We start from the raw sequence: 16,273 nt of genomic DNA on the forward strand, positions 1-16,273 counted from the left end.
TCGCCAGCCACCCCCTGGAGTTGCCGTTCATGAAGGTCTACATTTCAGCCACCCAAAAGGACCTGCTGGAATATCGCGCTGCCGTGCACGTCGTGGCACGTCGTCTGGAGATCGAGGACGTGGCCATGGAGGCGTACGGCGCCGACGTCCGGCCACCGCTGGAACGCTGCCTGACCGACGTGCGCCGATGCGATCTCTACGTGGGGCTGTTCGCCTGGCGGTACGGGTTCCGGCCGCCCGGCCAGGACTCCTCCATCACGGAACTGGAGTACCGTGAGGCACTCGCGGCCGGGAAGCCCTGCCTGATCTTCCTGCTCGCCGAGGACACCCCCTGGCCGGTCGACATGATCGACCGGGACGCCGACTGGCAGCAGATCGTCGCGCTGCGCCGGGAGCTCAAGGAGCGCCACCTCTGTGCCTTCTTCTCCGGCGTGGACGACCTCGCCGCCAAGGTGACCATGGCCCTGGCCGAGGTGCGCAGCGGCCGATCCCCGGCGCGCGAGCCCGCCGACCCGGACACCCACCTGCCGGAAGCCGTGCGCAACCAGTACTACAAACAGCTGGCGCTGAGGTACCAGGCCGTTCCGCTGGACGCGGTCTCACCACGCCCCACCATCGGATATCTCACGGTCGGCTTACCGAAGATGTTCGTGGAGCCCCGCGTGCACGAGGACACCCGGCCGGAGATGCCACTGGCCTGGTGGCGTTGGGCCAGCTCCACGGCGGACGGTGATGCCGGCGCGCTGCCCGGGGTGGTCAACCCGGAGGAGGTGGAGCGGCTCTGGGAAGAATATGCGGCCAAGGACGCGCTGGCCCTGTTCGACGTGGTGTGCGATCCGGGCCGGCCGGCGATCGTGCTGCTCGGCGACCCCGGCTCCGGCAAGTCGGCGGCCGCGCGGTACCTGGCGCTGGCGCTGGCCGGCGTCTGCGCCGAGCCCCGGCTGGCGGCGCTGGACCGGTACCTACCCGTCCTGATCGAGCTGCGCTCCTACGCCGCGCACTGCGGGGACGGGCGGTGCGACGGCCTGCTGGACTACGTGGGCCACCGCCACCAGCAGGGACTGGCCGGAATCGACCAGGGCGTGCTGGAGGCGTACCTGCATCAGGGCGGCCAGGCGCTGTTCCTGTTCGACGGCCTGGACGAGGTGTTCGACCCCGCGCAGCGGGAGGAGGTGGCCGCACAGATCGCCACGTTCGCCAGCGAGTACCCGGGGGTGCGGACGATGGTCACCTCGCGGGCGGCCGGGTACCTGCGGCACACCTTCGCCAACGCCGGCTTCGACCACTTCACCCTCGAGGATCTCGACGACGAGCGGATCGCCCGGTTCCTCGGCAACTGGTACCGCTACGTGATGCCCACACCGGCGGCGGAGGCGGACCGGCAGCGGCGACAGATTCTCGACGTGGTGCGCAGGTCCCGAGCGATGCACGAGATCGCCGGCAACCCCCTGCTGCTGATGCTCATGGCGATCGTCGGCCGGGGCCACCCGCTGCCCCGCAACCGGCACCGGCTCTACGCGCACGTCACGGACGTTCTGATCTCCGAGTGGGACGTGACCAAACAGTTGCGGGAGAGCCACAGCGACGTGCCGCTGCTGGACCTGCAGGCGAAGCGCCGGTTGGTGCGCCACCTGGCGTATTGGATGCAGTTCCGGGAGTCCGGCCCGGCAGGAAACTACATTGAATCCGACGAACTGGCGCGCGTCTTCCGCGACCACCTCGTCGCGTTCTACGGTTTCGAGAACGAGCGGGCGCTCGCCATGGCCTACTCGATGATCGAAAAATTGCGTCAGCGAAGCTTCATCCTGGAACGGTACGGACTGCGACTGTTCGGGTTCGTGCACCGCACGTTCCTGGAGTTCTTCTGCGCCGAGGAGATCGTGGACAGGTTCGAGCACGATCCGGACGCCTGGGGCCTCGACCAACTGCGCGCGCTGTTCCGGGAGCACTGGGCCGACCCGTCCTGGCGGGAGGTGCTCCGGCTGGTCGCCGGCGCCCTGCCCGCCCAGACCGCCAACGACCTGGTCATCCTGCTCGCCACCGAGGCCAACCAGCCCTGGCCGCCGCTGAACCTGACCGGCCCGCCGTGGAACCTGGTGCTGGCCGCGCAGTGCGTGGCGGAGGCGCCGCAGCCCGCCGAGCTGGCCGGCGCGGGCGACGCGGTGCTCTGCCAGGTCGTGCGGCTGGTCGAACACGGCATTTCCGCCGACGACCCCAACCTGGTGGAGCTCACCGAGCAGGAGCTGCTGTCCTCGATCCGGGCGCTCGGACCGAGCTGGCCCGGCCGGGAAGCCTTCCTGCACTGGTACCGCCGTCGCGGGGTGCGGACCAGCTGGCGCTCCGGCTCCGCGTTCGCCACCCGGATCGCCGCGGTGCTCTCCACGGCCGAGGAGCAGCTGGAGGAACTGCTGGTCCGGGAACTCGGGCAGGGCCGCGAGCGGCAGGCCCACCTCACCCTGGTCGCGGGGCTGGCCGAGACCGCCGGCCGGCTGGACACCACCAGCCGCAGCCGCCGCCGATGCCGAGACCTCCTGCTCGCCCAGGCACGGGCCGAGGTCTCCACCGCGGTGCGGCAGGCCGCCGTACGGGCTCTGGTCGCGCACTTCGGCGCCGACCCCGACCACGTCGACGTGCTGCGCGACCTTGCCGACTCACCCGATCTCGCGGTGCGCGCGCTGGCCGTGCAGTCCCTCGGCGGCCGGACCGAGCTGTCCGAGGACGTCCGCCAAATGCTGGCCAGGGCCACCGAAGACCCCGCCACCGCGGTGCGGCGGGCCGCCGCCGGAGTGCTCACCACGCGCTGCGCCGACCTGCCGGACGCCCCCGAGACACTGCAGCGGCTGCTGGCCACCGACACCGACCCGGGCGTGGTGCAGTGCGCGCTGGACGGCCTGCTGGCCCTGCCGGAGCACGCCGAGACCGCCCGCACCCGGGCGCTGCGGCGGGTGACCGGCGACTCCCCGGACGAGGTGCGGCGCTGCGTGGTGACCGAACTGCTGCCTGGGCGGTCCGGCCCGGAGAGCACCGAACTGCTGCTGAAGCTGGCCTGCTCGGACACCTCCGCGCGGCTCCGCGCGGTCGCCGTGCAGCGGCTGGCGCTCGTATCCGACCCGGAGGGGCGCTGCCGAGCCCGGCTGGTCGATCAGATCGAGCAGGACGAGGACGCCTCCGTTCGTGCCGCCGCCGTGACCGCGCTGATCGACCGGGACCGCGCCGACGACACCGGATGGACCGTGGTGGCGCACGCGGCTCGTGCCGACGAGGACGCCACGGTGCGCCTCGCCGCGGTGCGCGCGCTGGCTGAGGCTTACCCGGACCACCGCACCGGGGAACTGCTGCTGGAGAAAGCTCACCGCGACCCGACCGCGAGCGTCCGGCTCGCCGCGGTCGACCTGCTCACCGGCCGGCCGCTACTCGGCCACGCCACTCGTGATCTGCTCATCAGCCGCGCTTCCCAAGAGCGGGACGCGATCGTCCGGCTGCGGGTCACCCTCCGCCTGACCCGCCTCGCTGACCCGCCCGACCCCGAGGTGCTGGAGTGCCTGGCCGAGCAGGTCAGTCGGGACCCCGACCCGAACGTGCTGCGCGCCGCCGCCCAGGCGCTCGCCCGCTACGGCGAGGCCGACGGCCTGATGGAGACACTGTGCCGGCGGGCGCGCCGAGACAGCTACGTCGGCATCCGGCTGGCCGCCGTGCAGACCCTCTGCGCGTACGGGAGCCCCGATGTGGTGACCGACGTGCTGCTGGAGTGCGTCGAATCGGACAGCGACCCTACCGTGTTCGACGCGGCGGTGTGCTGCCTGACCGAGCAGGGCTCGGCATCCATGGCGGTGACACTGCGGCTCCTGCGCCGCCTGGCAGACCAGGACCCGGCGATCCGCGCCCGCATCGCCGCCGCGCTCGGCGCGCACTTCGCAGCCGACCCGGAGGTCCGGGTACTGCTGGTGGGGCTGGTCCGCGACGACCCGGACCTCGAGGTCCGGCGCCGGGCCGTGGAACAGTTGGGAGCCACGCTGGCCGGCCGGGTGGGGATACAGGAGCTGCTGCTACGGCTGGCTGACGACAACGACTGGGAGATCCGCCGGACCGCGCTGCTCGGGTTGACCCGTCACTACTGCCGGGACACCCGGACCCGGGTTGTGCTCGTGCGGCTTGCTCGCCAGGAGGACGACGCCACCGTACGGCGGCTGGCCGGGCAACTGCTGGCCGCGCTGCCCGACACCAAGCCCGACGACTTCCCTTGACCGGGCCCGCCCGGGCCACCGGGCCACCGGGCGTCCGGTGCCGTCGCCCGTGAGCGGGTCGAGCCGGGCGGAACACCAACCGCAGCCCCGTCCGCCGTCAGCAACACGCTCGCACCGACCACTGGCATCAGCTCACGCATCGTCCCGCACCTGCGAGGGTGACCAGCCCCGGCTGCGGAGACGGCCTCCGTTCGACGTGCTCGCCGCCGTCGGTTCGCCCGAGCTGGCAGCGCGGAGGCGGGTACGCGTCGAGCGCGGCCTTGATCGACCTCGTCAAATACCATCAGGCTCATGACAGACCCGGTCGCCGGCTCGCCCCGCCCGGCCGAATGGTGGCTTCGAGTCGTGTTCGGGGTCATCGGACTGGCCGCCTTCATACTCGGCTACGTCGGCTTCGAGCGCCTGCTCCAGGCCCGGCCGGACACCGCGCACGACCCGTACGACGTGCTCTACTACGACCTGCAACTCTTCGTCTTCGGCGCCGAACCCTTCCAGAACTCCGGACCCTACCCGTGGCAGCTACAGGTCGCCCGGTTCGCCGCCCCGCTGTTCACCCTCCTCGCCGTGGCCGAGGCCAGCCGGCTGCTGCTGGCCGCCGAGAGCCGCCGCCTGCGGGCCCGGCGAGCCCGTGGTCACGTCCTGGTCTGCGGCGACTCCCAGTTCGCCCACATGCTCGCCGACCGACTCTTCGCCGACGGCGAACGCGTGGTCGTGGTGCGCTCCGAACCGTTCGGACCGCTGGAGTACCGCTTACGCCGGTATCTTGGCGTCATCGGCGACCCGGCCAGCCCTCAGGTGTTGCGCGGCGCCGGCCTGCCCCGGGCCCACACCATCTACGCCTGCAGCGAGGACGACGACCGCAACCACGCGATCGCCAACACCGCCAGCCGGCTCGTCCAGGACCGACGGCAACCACCTCGGGTCTACGTACTGGTCCACGACTCCGAGATGTGCCTGTCACTGCAGGCCCGACGACTCGGCGCCGCCGGATCCAGCCGGCTGCGGCTGGACTACTTCCACGTCGACGACGTCGCCGCCCGTGCGCTGCACCGGCACCACCCGCTGCCACACGCGACCGGCCGACCCACCAAGGTCCTCATCGCCGGCACCGGCGCCTTCCGCCGAGCCCTCCTGGCGGAAACCGCGCGGCACTGGCGGGCACGCCGGGCCGACATCCCTCCCGGCCACGTCGTGCCACCCCTGCGGGTGGACCTCGTGGCCCCGGACGCCGACACCGAACTCGCCGTCGCTGCGTCCCGCTACCCGTTCCTGACCACCGTCTGCCAGCTCACCGCGTACAACCTGGACCTCGACGGGCTCGACCAGCTCGACCGCGACCGCTACGACCGCATCTACGTCTGCGCACCGGACGAGACCGGTGGCCTGCAGTTCGTGCTGAACACGCCCGCCCTCTGGCAGAGCGCCGAGAGTTCGGTCTTCGTGCCGGTCTACCAGCAGGCAGCGCTCGCCGCCGCCTTCCACGGCGACTCCCGTCACGACCTGCTCGACGAGGTCCACGGCAAGCTCCGCCTCTATCCGGTGCTGACCCGCGCCTGCGATGCCCGGTTGATCGCCGAGGACCTCACCGAGCGACTGGCCCGGCTGATCCACGAGCGGTACCTCCAGGCCCAGCAGCGCGCCGGGGTACGCCCCGGCGACGCGCCGGCGATGGTGGACTGGTCGCGACTGCCCGAGTCGCTGCGGCGGGCCAACCGGGCCCACGTCCAGGACATCGCCGCGAAGCTGTTGAAGCTCGGGTGCGTCGTGGCGCCCCGGCGCGGCGGCACCGGCGACGCCTCCGGGCAGGTCATCGACGACCGGATCGAGGAACTCGCCCGCCTCGAGCACGAACGGTGGTGCCGGGAACGGCGAGGGGAGGGCTGGACGTACGGCGAGCCCCGCGACGATGTCCGGCGGCGTCATCCCGCCCTGCGGCCGTGGCACGAACTGCCTCCCGACGTCCAGGAGCAGAACCGCGAGGAGATCCGGGCGCTGCCCGACGTGCTGTCCGACAGCGGGTTCGAGCTGATCCGGCTGGCACCCGCGGTGCCCGCGCAGCGGAGAGGACCGGGGGATGCCGGCTGATTCCGCACCGGTGCGCGTCGGCATGACCGGGCACATCAACCTGACCCGCGACACCGAGTTGCTCGTCGCCGACGCGCTCCGCGTCGAGTTGCGCCGGATCAGCGACCGGCCGGTGCACGGCGTCACCTGCCTGGCGGCCGGTGCGGATCAGGTCTTCGTGCGCACGATTCTGGAGATGGGCGGCACGCACGAGGTGATCCTCCCGGCCCGCGACTACCGGACCGCCGTGATCAGCCCGGAGAACCGGACGGCCTTCGATGAGCTGCTCGCCCGGGCGGCGGCGGTCATCCACACCGGCTACGACCGCTCGAACACCGCCGCCTACGTGGCCGCCAACCGGGAAATGGTGCGACGGGTGCAGCGGCTCGTGGCGGTATGGGACGGCGAACCTGGCTGCCACGCGGCGTCGACGGACCGGACCGTCGACTGGGCGCGGCACCACGGCATCCCGACCACGATCCTCTGGCCCGTCGGTGCCCGCCGGATGGCCCTCGGGGACTGACAAGCCAGCAACGGCGGGCGGCTGCCTGCGACGAAAGCTCAGCACCCTCAGCGCGGCTTGTCGGTGGGACATGACGCCGCGATTTGGTTGGCAACGATTCTCATTGTGGCCTTCAGTGTTCGAGGGTTCGGGCCGGCGGCGTTACGGCCGGGCGGCAGGCTACGCGGACGACGAAAACCGATCTCATTTTTGTGAGCAGGTCGCCCTGCCACTGCACCGCGACTTCCGGCGCGCCGACACCCGGCGCGTGCTTCTCGAACTGCTGGCCGCTGTGGGCCTGCCGGACCCGGAGCAGGTCGCCGGCCGCTACCCGAGCCAGCTCTCGGGCGGGCAACGCCAACGCGCCTGCCTCGCCGTGGCGCTGGCCGCCCGCCCGCCACTGCTGATCGCCGACGAACCGACGACCGCCCTCGACGTCGTCACCCAGGCCGCGATCGTGCGGCTGCTGCGGGAGCGTACCGGCGGCCCGGACGGCCCGGCGCTGCTGTTCATCACGCACGACCTCGCCGTCGCCGCCGAACTGTGCACCCGCATCGTGGTGCTGCACGAGGGGCGCGTCGTCGAGGACCGTCCGGCCCTCGACGTGCTGCACGACCCACGGCATCCCCGGGCCCGTGACCTCGTTGACGCCGCCCGGCTCTCGACCGTCGCCCTGGCCGCACGCCGATGACCGTCATCGAGTGCGAACGGCTTCGGCACGCCTACCCGCCGTCCCACCGCTCGGCGCCCGCCGTGCCCGTGCTCGACGGCGTCCATCTCACGATCACCGCCGGTGAGCGCGTCGCGCTGGTCGGCCGGTCCGGGTCCGGCAGATCCACTCTGGTACGGGCGCTGCTCGCCCTGGAACCGGTGGAGGCCGGGACAATCCGCTGCGAGGGCCGGGACGTGACGCCCGGACCGGTCCACCGGCTGCGCTGGTACCGCCGGGGCGTCCAGTACGTGCCGCAGGACCCCGGCTCCACGCTCGACCCGCGCGCCCGGGTCCTCGACATCGTCGCGGAGCCGATTCGCCGGCTGTGCGGGGTCACCGACCGGGCCCGACTCACCGCCGCGGCCGTACGGCGCCCCGTGGACGGTCTTCGGACCGTGCCTGTCGCTGGTCGCCCTGTCCGTGCTCACCGTCACGGCCTCAGCACTGCGGCGTACCTGCTGAGAGACACCGCCCCACCAGGCCGTCAACAGATGACGGGATGGACACGGGTCATAGTGGACTGATAGCCGCCACCGGGCCAGGACCACGCTCCGGTGGCGCTGGTGCCCTCCGCGTCGAAGGTCCCGCGGTACCTCGCCGGCGAGCCTGGCTCGCCGAACCAGATGGTCAGCTCGCGGTCGGCCACCTCGTACACGTACTCCAGGATCTCTCCCGTGCTGCCGAAGAAGTGCGACTTCAGGGTGCCGCTCTCCGGGTCGTATCCGATGTACTCGACACCGGAGGTGGTCTGGTCGCCCTGGACGAGGTGAACGCGCTGGACCAGGAAGTGACCACACGGCGACCTCTGGTGTTGCCCTGCAGCGTACGGACCTGGCCACCGAGGCGATCCGACTGGCCCGTACGTGCCACCGGACCCGCCCCGACGACGCCGAAGTCGCCGGCCTGCTCGCGCTGCTGCTGCTCACCGACGCCCGCCGGGCGGCGCGCACCGGCCCCGCCGGTGAACTGGTGCCGCTGGCGGAGCAGGACCGCGGCCGCTGGGATCGCCGCACCATCCACGAAGGCGTCACGCTGCTCGCCGCGGCACTGGCGCACCGCCGGCCGGGCCCCTACCAGCTCCAGGCGGCGATCGCCGCGGCGCACAGCCAGGCCGCCCGTGCCGAAGACACCGACTGGCCGCACATCCTCAACCTGTACGGCATGCTCCAGCGTTTCGACGACAACCCCGTCGTGACGCTCAACCGCGCCGTCGCCGTCGCCATGGTCCACGGGCCCCGGGCCGGCCTGACGCTACTGGAAGCGCTCGACTCCGATCCCCGGATGACGGGCAACCACCGCTTGGCCGCCGTGCGGGCCCACCTGCTCCACCAAGCCGGTGATCACGAGGCTGCCGTCGCCCATTACCGCGCCGCCGCACGCCAGACGGCGAGCATCCCGGAACGCGAGTACCTGCTCCGACAAGCCCGACTCGCCGCCCGGTAACCCGCGGTGGGGACCGGCGGCGGCCCAAGGGGCACGCGGCCCGGCTCTCACGCCATCGGCTCCGCAACCTCAAGCTGGACATTTCTCCATTTTCGGGAGGTTCGGTGTGCTTAGCTGCAAGGAGGAGAGGCGGCCCGACCGTGGAAGGGGCTGACATGCATGGGCGTGAACTGCGCAGCCTGCTGCATCCATTCCTTCTGCTCCTGATCTTCGAGCGACCCAGTCACGGGTACGACCTGATCGAGCGACTTGAAGCGATGGGAATGTCCGACGTGGAATCCGGTCAGGTCTACCGGGTGCTGCGCGGGCTGGAGCGCGACCGCTCGCTGCTGTCGATGTGGGAGGCCGCCGAGGCGGGCCCGGCGCGTCGGCGCTACGAGCTGACGGCGAAGGGACGCAACGACCTCCGGTCGTGGATTGCCCGCCTGGCGCAACTGGACCACGTCATGGATGCCTTTCTGCGGCGCTCGGCGGTCGCCTTCGAGCGGCCGCGGGACGGGCGTGACTCGTATGCCGCTTCCCGAGGTTGAAGGAGGACGATGCAATCGTCCGTGTTCCCGGCGGTTCACCGCGCGTTCGCCCGCCGGGTGGCCCCTGCGGAGGCGCTCGCCGGCGACGCGGCGCAGGTCGCGCGGGCCTGTTACGAGATGTCCCAGCGCTTTCATCGTGGCGGCAAGCTGATCGTCTTCGGTAACGGCGGGCCGGCCACCGATGCCCAGCACATCGTGGTCGAGTTCGTTCACCCCGTCATCGTCGGCAAGCGGGCGCTGCCGGCGCTCTCGCTCACCAACGACGCCGCCACCCTCACCGGGATCGCCCGGGCGGAGGGTTTCGACGAGGTGTTCGCCGCCCAGCTGCGCCTGCTCGCCACCCCGCAGGACATCGCGATCGGGCTCTCCGTCGACGGCCGTTGTGTCAACGTCCGCCGAGGCTTGGAGACTGCCCGCCGCCTCGGCCTCCTCACCGTGGCGCTGGTTGGGGGAGACGGCGGGGACATCGCCTGTGATGCCACCGCCGACCATCTCGTCGTCGCTCGCTCAGCTGATCCGTGCATCGTGAAGGAGGTCCACGTGACGGTCTATCACCTTCTGTGGGAGTTGGTGCACGTGTTCCTCGAGCAGCCCGGCCTGCTCGAACCGGAGGAGGCCCGGTGACTCGGGACGCGTTCTTCCCGCCGGCCGGTCGGCCGAGCACAACGATCGTGACCGACTGCCACGGCGATGCCTGCGTCACCTGTTCGGACGCCGCGGTGGCGGTTCGGATCCGGGAACTGGTGGCCGGCCGCCTGGCCGTGGTCGACACGGACGGCGGGCCGCAGGAGGTCAGCGTCGCGCTGGTCGACGCGGCGGCCGGCGACGTGGTGCTCGTACACGCGAAGGAGGCCATCGCGGTCGTGGAGAAGGCCCGGTGAGCGCCCGCGTCGGGGGCGCGCTGGGGGCGCTCTATCCGTTCCTCGACACCCGGGCGGCCGACGCCGGCGCGGTGCTCGCCGACGTCGCCCGATCCACGGCGGACAAGGCGAGGGAGATCGTCACCCTCCGCGATTCCCTGGTCGCCGAGCACGGGTGCCGGTTGGTCGAATGCGCCCGGACGCTCGCGGCGGCGTTCCAGGCAGGCGGCAAGCTCTTCACGTTCGGCAACGGCGGCAGCAGCACCGACGCCCAGGACCTCGCGCAGTTGTTCCTGCACCCACCGACGACCTCCCGACCGCTGCCGGCCATCTCGCTGACCCACGATGTCGCGGTGCTCACCGCGCTCTCCAACGACGTGGGGTTCGAGGTGGTGTTCGCCCGGCAGATCGCCGCGTTCGGTCGCGCCGGCGACGTCGCGCTGGGGCTCTCCACCAGCGGCGGATCGTCCAACGTCCTGCGGGCCTTCGAGGAGGCCACCCGGCGGGGCATGGTCACCGTCGGGCTCGCCGGCTACGACGGCGGCCGGATGGCCGAGTCGGACGCCGTCGATCACCTGTTCGTGGTGCCGTCCTCGTCGGTGCACCGGGTGCAGGAGGCGCAGACGACGGTCTATCACGTGCTCTGGGAACTCACCCAGCAGGCGCTGGCCGGCGAACTCTGACGGCCGGCATGGTCACGCCTGATCCGAGGCGGGTGCGGGTCCGCGTCGAGGGCATCGTGCAGGGGGTTGGCTTCCGTCCGTTCGTGCACGCCCTGGCCACGGAGTACGACCTGGCCGGGTTCGTCGGCAACGACACCGGAGGTGTCTTCGTCGAGGTCGAAGGGGATGGGAACCAGCTGACCGCGTTCGTGACGGACCTCAGCCGGCGTGCACCGACACTCGCACAGGTGGAGCGGGTCACCACCGAAGCGGTGCCCCGGACGGGGCGGCCGGGCTTTGCCATCGTCGCCAGCGTCACCGGCGCCGGTCGGGAAGCACTGATCTCCCCCGACACCGCCACCTGCCCGGACTGCCTCGCGGACGTCTCCGATCCGACGGACCGCCGCCACGGCTACCCGTTCACGAACTGCACCAACTGCGGGCCGCGGTTCACGATCGTGACGGACGTGCCGTACGACCGGCGCGCCACCACGATGGTGGATTTCGCACTCTGCGCCGGCTGCGCCGCCGAGTACGCAGACCCCGGAGACCGGCGCTTCCACGCCGAGCCGGTGTGCTGTCCGGAGTGCGGCCCGGCTCTCCGGCTCGTCGACGCCGATGGCGCCCCTGTCGTCGGCGATCCCGTGGACACCGCCGCACGGTGGCTGCGGGACGGCCGGATCCTCGCGGTGAAGGGGCTGGGCGGCTACCACCTGGCGATCCGTGCCGACGACGAACGGGCCGTGTCGGCCCTGCGCACCCGCAAGCGCCGCGAGGAGAAACCGTTCGCCGTGATGGCCGCCGACCTCCGGGCGGCACGCACCCTGGTCCACCTGACGCCGGCAGATGTGCGGGTGCTCACCGGTGCACGCCGTCCCGTGGTGCTGCTGCCACGCCGCGCCGACGCTCCGGTCGCCGCGTCGGTGGCACCGGACAACCGCGACCTGGGCGTCATGCTGCCGTACACGCCGCTGCACCACCTGCTGATCGGCCGGCTCGGCATGCCCGTCGTGCTGACCAGCGGCAACACCTCCGACGAACCCATCGCCCACAGGGATGACGACGCGCGGCAGCGGTTGGCGCGGATCGCCGACGGTTTCCTGGTCCACGACCGGCGCATCCACGTCCGCACCGACGACTCGGTGGTGCGCGTGTTCCGGGGCCGTGAGCTGCCGGTGCGGCGGTCCCGCGGCTACGTGCCCGCCCCGGTGACGGTGCCGTGGCGGTTCGACCGACCGGTGCTGGCGTGCGGCGCGGAGTTGAAGAACACCTTCTGCGTGGCGAAGGGACGGCGTGCGTTCGTCTCGCATCACATCGGCGACCTGGAGAACTACGAGACACTGTGTGCGTTCACCGACGGGATCGAGCACTTCAGCCGCCTCTTCGACGTCCGACCGGAGCTGGTCGCCCACGACCTGCATCCCGAGTACCTGTCGACGAAGTATGCGCTCCAGCGCGATGACGTCGAACTGGTCGGCGTTCAACACCACCACGCCCACGTCGCGTCCTGCCTGGCCGACAACGGCGAACGCGGCCCGGTGATCGGGGTCGCCTTCGACGGCCTCGGGTTCGGCCCGGACGGCACCCTCTGGGGAGGTGAGGTGCTCGTCGCGGACCTGATCGGGTTCGAGCGGGTCGGCCACCTGGACGCGATGCCGATGCCGGGCGGGGTCGCGGCGATCCGCGAGCCGTGGCGGATGGCGGTGGCGTACCTCGACGACATCTACGGCGACGCCGTGCCCGACCTGGCGGTGCTGCGGCGACACGAGCGGCGGTGGCCCGTGATGGTGGCTCTGGCGCGGGGCGGGACGAACTCGCCGCGAACCTCGAGCGCGGGCCGGCTGTTCGACGCCGTCTCGGCGATCCTCGGCCTGCGGGACCGCGTCACGTACGAGGGCCAGGCCGCGATTGCCCTGGAACAGCGGGCTCATCGCGACGAACGCGGCGGCTACCGGGTCGAGGCGGCCGGGACGGCCCCGCTCGCCGACGTCGGACGCGGGCTGGTCCGGTGCGTGGTCGACGACCTGCTCTCCGGTGTGGACCCCGGCCGGATCGCCGCGCGCTTCCACCGAGGACTGGCGGACGCCGTGGTGCGGGCGGCCGAAGCCGTCCGCGAACGCACGGGTCTGGCAGGTGTTGCGCTGTCCGGCGGCGTCTTCCAGAACGTGCTGCTGCTCGACCTCGTGGTGTGCGGTCTGGAGGCGGCGGGGTTCCGGGTGCTCGTGCACTCGAGGGTGCCGCCCAACGACGGCGGCATCTCCCTCGGCCAGGCCGTGGTGGCCGCGGCCCGTCACCGGGCCACCCCGTCCAGCTGAGCCGACGACCGTCGCGTCAGCAAATGCGCGGCAGCGGATCCCCGACCAGCATGTCGACGATGCGGGTGCCGCCGAACACCGTCTTGAGCAGCACGATCCCGGGCGGGTCGGCGACGACCCGGCCGATGACCGCGGCGTCCTCGCCGAGCGGATGCCCCCGCAGCGCCGAGAGCGCCACGTCCACCTGCGCGCCGTCCACCACGGCGATGAAGCGTCCCTCACAGGCCACGTAGAGCGGATCGATGCCGAGCAGTTCGCACGCCCCGGTCACGGCGGGACGTACCGGTACGGCGGCCTCGTCGACGACCACGGCGACCCGTGCCGCCTGCGCCACTTCGTTGAGGATGGTCGCCACTCCGCCGCGGGTGGCGTCGCGCATCAGCCGCACCCCGGGAGCGGCGTCCAGCAGAGCCGCCACGAGACCGTGCAGCGCCGCAGTGTCTGAGGCGAGGTCGGCTTCGATGTCCAGCTCGCCGCGGGCGAGCATGATCGTGACACCGTGATCACCGATCGGCCCGGAGACGAGGATCGCGTCACCAGGGTTGACCTGTGCGGCGCCCAGCACCACCGGCCGTTCCACCACGCCGATCCCCGCCGTGTTGATGAAGCAGCCGTCGGCCTTGCCACGCTGCACCACCTTCGTGTCACCGGTGACCACCTGCACACCGGCCCGCTGCGCCGCGACGGCCATCGAGGCGGCGATCCGTCGCAGGTCGGCGACCGGAAAGCCCTCCTCGAGGATGAAGCCGGCCGACAGGTACAACGGGCGGGCGCCGCTGACCGCGAGGTCGTTGACCGTGCCGTTCACGGCGAGGTCGCCGATGTCACCCCCGGCGAAGAACAGCGGGGACACGACGTGCGAGTCGGTGGTGAAGGCGAACCGGCCGCCAGCCACGGAGAGCACCGCCCCGTCGTCGAGCGCCTCGAGCGTCGGGTTGCGGAACGCCTCGACGAACAGCCCCTCGACCAGGGTGTGGGTCGCCTTCCCGCCGGCGCCGTGCGCGAGGGTGACGAGATCCTCCCTGATCTTCGGCTTGCGCCGGCGCGCCCGTTCGATGCGCTGCAGGACCTGCTGCTCGGGCGACAGCCGCCCGGGCTCCCGGTCGACTGCCGCTTCGGCCTCGGCCACCGCGCGTTCGGCCCACTCGGCGGTACGTTCTGTCGTCATACCCGCGTCGCCTCCGCCACCCGCTGCCGGGTGAAGCGGCCGAAGTTGTAGTACGCCGCGCAAGCGCCCTCCGACGAGACCATGCACGTGCCGATGGGTGTCTCCGGCGTGCACGCGGTGCCGAACACCTTGCATTCCCAGGGCTTGAGCACACCCTTGAGCACCTCGCCGCACTGGCAGGCCTTCGGGTCCGCCACGCGCACCCCGGGAACGTCGAAGATCCGCTCGGCGTCGTACGCCGCGTACTCGTCCCGCATCCGCAGCGCGGAGTGCGAGATGAACCCGAGACCGCGCCACTCGAAGTGCGGCCGCAGCTGCATGACCTGGCCGATCGCCTCCAGCGCCCGCGGGTTGCCGTCCCAGGGCACCACCCGGGTGTACTGGTTCTCCACCTCGCAGCGGCCCTCGGCGAGCTGCGTGAGCAGCATGAAGACCGACTGCAGGAGGTCCAGCGGCTCGAAACCCGCGCAGACCAGCGGCTTGCCGTAGTCGTGGGCGATGAACTCGTACGGTCGGCACCCGATCACGGTGGAGACGTGCCCGGGGCCGAGGAAGCCGTCGAGGCGCAGGTCGGGTGAGTCGAGGATGGCCTTGATCGCCGGAAGGATGGTGACGTGGTTGCAGAAGACCGAAAAGTTGTCGATTCCTTCGGCGGCCGCCCGCAGCACGGTCATCGCGGTGGACGGCGAGGTGGTCTCGAACCCGATCGCCATGAAGACGACCTTGCGGTCCGGGTTGGTCCGCGCGACCTTCAGCGCGTCCAACGGCGAGTACACCATCCGGATGTCCGCGCCGGCCGCCTTGGCGTCGAGGAACGAGCCGCTGCCGCCGGGAACCCGCATCATGTCGCCGAACGCCGTCATGATGACGCCCGGCTCGCGTGCGATGGCGATGGCGTCGTCCACCCGGCCCATCGGGATCACGCAGACCGGGCAGCCGGGCCCGTGCACGAGCGAGACGTTCTCTGGCAGGTAGTCCTCCAGCCCGTGCTTGTAGATGGTGTGCGTGTGCCCGCCGCAGACCTCCATGAACTTGTACTGCCGCCCGGGCTCGCACAACGCGGCGATCTGCGTGGCCAACGCCTGGGCCTTGTCCGCATCGCGGTACTCGTCGACGAAACGCATCTGGTCATTCCCTAGCTGATATCGGATTCGGCGAGCGCCTGCAGCTCGTCGGTGTACGCCTGGCCCAGGCCGGACAACAGCGCCAACGTGGCGGTCGCCTCGGCTTCGTCGATCTTCGACATGGCGAACCCGACGTGGACCAGCACCCAGTCGCCGACACCTGTCTGATCACCGTCGAGCAGGCCGACGTTGATCACCCGCCGGACGCCCACGACGTCGACGATGGCGAGATCGTCGTGACCGGCCTTGATCTCGACGATCTCGCCCGGGATACCAAGACACATCGACCCGCTGGTCCTCTCCGGATCACATTCTCTCGATCTTGATGTAGCGCCGCAGCGCGGGAAGTTCCTTCCAGAACATCCCGGCCACCACCACGCCGGCCAGCAGCACCAACAGCTTCCGCACAGCTCACCTCCTTCGGGCCTGCCCCGGGCACGCTCAGCCCGGCGGCAGATTCGGCATGATCGGTAGGATCGGGTCGTTTTTCTCGGGCCGGATGCCGGTCGAGCGACGGGCGTCCACCGTTCCGTCATCCTGATGGCCTGACTGCCTCCTCCGCCGCGAGTTCCCCTCCTCCACGCCCTTGGTGTGCGCCGGTGCGTCGAGTTCGACATCGGGATCGCCCACTCGGATCTCGCCCATTCCC

At 71.4% G+C, this 16,273-nt stretch carries 17 protein-coding genes; 12 read left to right on the top strand and 5 right to left on the bottom strand.

Annotated elements, in window-relative coordinates:
• The first annotated feature begins 29 nt into the window (after positions 1 to 29).
• The 12 genes from ACGF5C_RS24780 (at position 30) to hypF (ending at position 13,332) form a co-directional block, all read left to right on the top strand.
• Complete coding sequence (locus tag ACGF5C_RS24780; RefSeq protein WP_393305262.1) at positions 30 to 4,244, top strand: HEAT repeat domain-containing protein; 4,215 nt, start codon at positions 30 to 32, stop codon at positions 4,242 to 4,244.
• Positions 4,245 to 4,535: 291 nt separating this feature from the next.
• Positions 4,536 to 6,329, top strand: a complete 1,794-nt coding sequence (locus ACGF5C_RS24785) for a RyR domain-containing protein (RefSeq protein WP_393305264.1) — start codon at positions 4,536 to 4,538, stop codon at positions 6,327 to 6,329.
• Complete coding sequence (locus ACGF5C_RS24790) at positions 6,319 to 6,831, top strand: hypothetical protein (protein ID WP_393305265.1); 513 nt, start codon at positions 6,319 to 6,321, stop codon at positions 6,829 to 6,831. The genes ACGF5C_RS24785 and ACGF5C_RS24790 overlap by 11 nt, the downstream gene beginning before the upstream one ends.
• A 115-nt stretch (positions 6,832 to 6,946) precedes the next feature.
• Positions 6,947 to 7,501 (top strand): ATP-binding cassette domain-containing protein, encoded by a 555-nt coding sequence (locus ACGF5C_RS24795; protein WP_393305267.1) that lies wholly within the window; start codon positions 6,947 to 6,949, stop codon positions 7,499 to 7,501.
• Positions 7,498 to 8,046 (top strand): ATP-binding cassette domain-containing protein, encoded by a 549-nt coding sequence (locus ACGF5C_RS24800; protein WP_393305269.1) that lies wholly within the window; start codon positions 7,498 to 7,500, stop codon positions 8,044 to 8,046. The genes ACGF5C_RS24795 and ACGF5C_RS24800 overlap by 4 nt, the downstream gene beginning before the upstream one ends.
• 30 nt (positions 8,047 to 8,076) lie before the next feature.
• Positions 8,077 to 8,292 carry a hypothetical protein gene (locus tag ACGF5C_RS24805; protein WP_393305271.1) on the top strand — a complete coding sequence of 72 codons (216 nt, stop codon included), beginning with the start codon at positions 8,077 to 8,079 and terminating at the stop codon, positions 8,290 to 8,292.
• Complete coding sequence (locus tag ACGF5C_RS24810; protein ID WP_393305435.1) at positions 8,243 to 8,965, top strand: DUF6596 domain-containing protein; 723 nt, start codon at positions 8,243 to 8,245, stop codon at positions 8,963 to 8,965. The genes ACGF5C_RS24805 and ACGF5C_RS24810 overlap by 50 nt, the downstream gene beginning before the upstream one ends.
• A 155-nt stretch (positions 8,966 to 9,120) precedes the next feature.
• Positions 9,121 to 9,495: a helix-turn-helix transcriptional regulator gene (locus ACGF5C_RS24815; RefSeq protein WP_393305273.1), complete on the top strand. Its 375-nt coding sequence runs from the start codon at positions 9,121 to 9,123 to the stop codon at positions 9,493 to 9,495.
• Positions 9,496 to 9,504: 9 nt separating this feature from the next.
• Positions 9,505 to 10,119, top strand: a complete 615-nt coding sequence (locus ACGF5C_RS24820) for an SIS domain-containing protein (RefSeq protein ID WP_393305275.1) — start codon at positions 9,505 to 9,507, stop codon at positions 10,117 to 10,119.
• Positions 10,116 to 10,376, top strand: coding sequence for a HypC/HybG/HupF family hydrogenase formation chaperone (locus tag ACGF5C_RS24825; protein ID WP_393305277.1), 261 nt, complete (start codon positions 10,116 to 10,118; stop codon positions 10,374 to 10,376). Before ACGF5C_RS24820 ends, ACGF5C_RS24825 begins: the two co-directional genes overlap by 4 nt.
• Entirely contained in the window at positions 10,373 to 11,038 is a 666-nt protein-coding gene (locus ACGF5C_RS24830; protein ID WP_393305279.1) for an SIS domain-containing protein, read from the top strand. The genes ACGF5C_RS24825 and ACGF5C_RS24830 overlap by 4 nt, the downstream gene beginning before the upstream one ends.
• Positions 11,039 to 11,046: 8 nt before the next feature.
• A complete protein-coding gene (gene hypF / locus ACGF5C_RS24835; RefSeq protein ID WP_393305281.1) occupies positions 11,047 to 13,332 on the top strand; it encodes a carbamoyltransferase HypF in 2,286 nt (761 codons plus the stop codon).
• 16 nt (positions 13,333 to 13,348) lie between these two features.
• On the opposite strand, the gene hypE is transcribed toward hypF, so the two are convergent.
• Genes hypE through ACGF5C_RS24860 form a run of 5 tightly spaced genes read right to left on the bottom strand, consistent with a single transcriptional unit; the run spans position 13,349 to position 16,269 of the window.
• Entirely contained in the window at positions 13,349 to 14,500 is a 1,152-nt protein-coding gene (gene hypE, locus ACGF5C_RS24840) for a hydrogenase expression/formation protein HypE (protein WP_393305282.1), read from the bottom strand.
• A complete protein-coding gene (gene hypD, locus ACGF5C_RS24845) occupies positions 14,497 to 15,624 on the bottom strand; it encodes a hydrogenase formation protein HypD (protein WP_393305284.1) in 1,128 nt (375 codons plus the stop codon). The genes hypE and hypD overlap by 4 nt, the downstream gene beginning before the upstream one ends.
• 11 nt (positions 15,625 to 15,635) lie before the next feature.
• The gene (locus ACGF5C_RS24850; RefSeq protein WP_393262430.1) at positions 15,636 to 15,908 is read right to left on the bottom strand and encodes a HypC/HybG/HupF family hydrogenase formation chaperone; all 273 of its coding nucleotides are present in this window, start codon (positions 15,906 to 15,908) and stop codon (positions 15,636 to 15,638) included.
• Between the two features lie 22 nt (positions 15,909 to 15,930).
• Positions 15,931 to 16,032 carry a DUF6893 family small protein gene (locus ACGF5C_RS24855; protein ID WP_393305286.1) on the bottom strand — a complete coding sequence of 34 codons (102 nt, stop codon included), beginning with the start codon at positions 16,030 to 16,032 and terminating at the stop codon, positions 15,931 to 15,933.
• A 33-nt stretch (positions 16,033 to 16,065) separates the two neighbouring features.
• A complete protein-coding gene (locus ACGF5C_RS24860) occupies positions 16,066 to 16,269 on the bottom strand; it encodes a hypothetical protein (RefSeq protein ID WP_393305288.1) in 204 nt (67 codons plus the stop codon).
• Positions 16,270 to 16,273: the final 4 nt, after the last annotated feature.

The organism is Micromonospora sp. NPDC047620 (assembly GCF_043205005.1).
In the GTDB taxonomy this organism is placed as follows: Bacteria; Actinomycetota; Actinomycetes; order Mycobacteriales; family Micromonosporaceae; genus Micromonospora.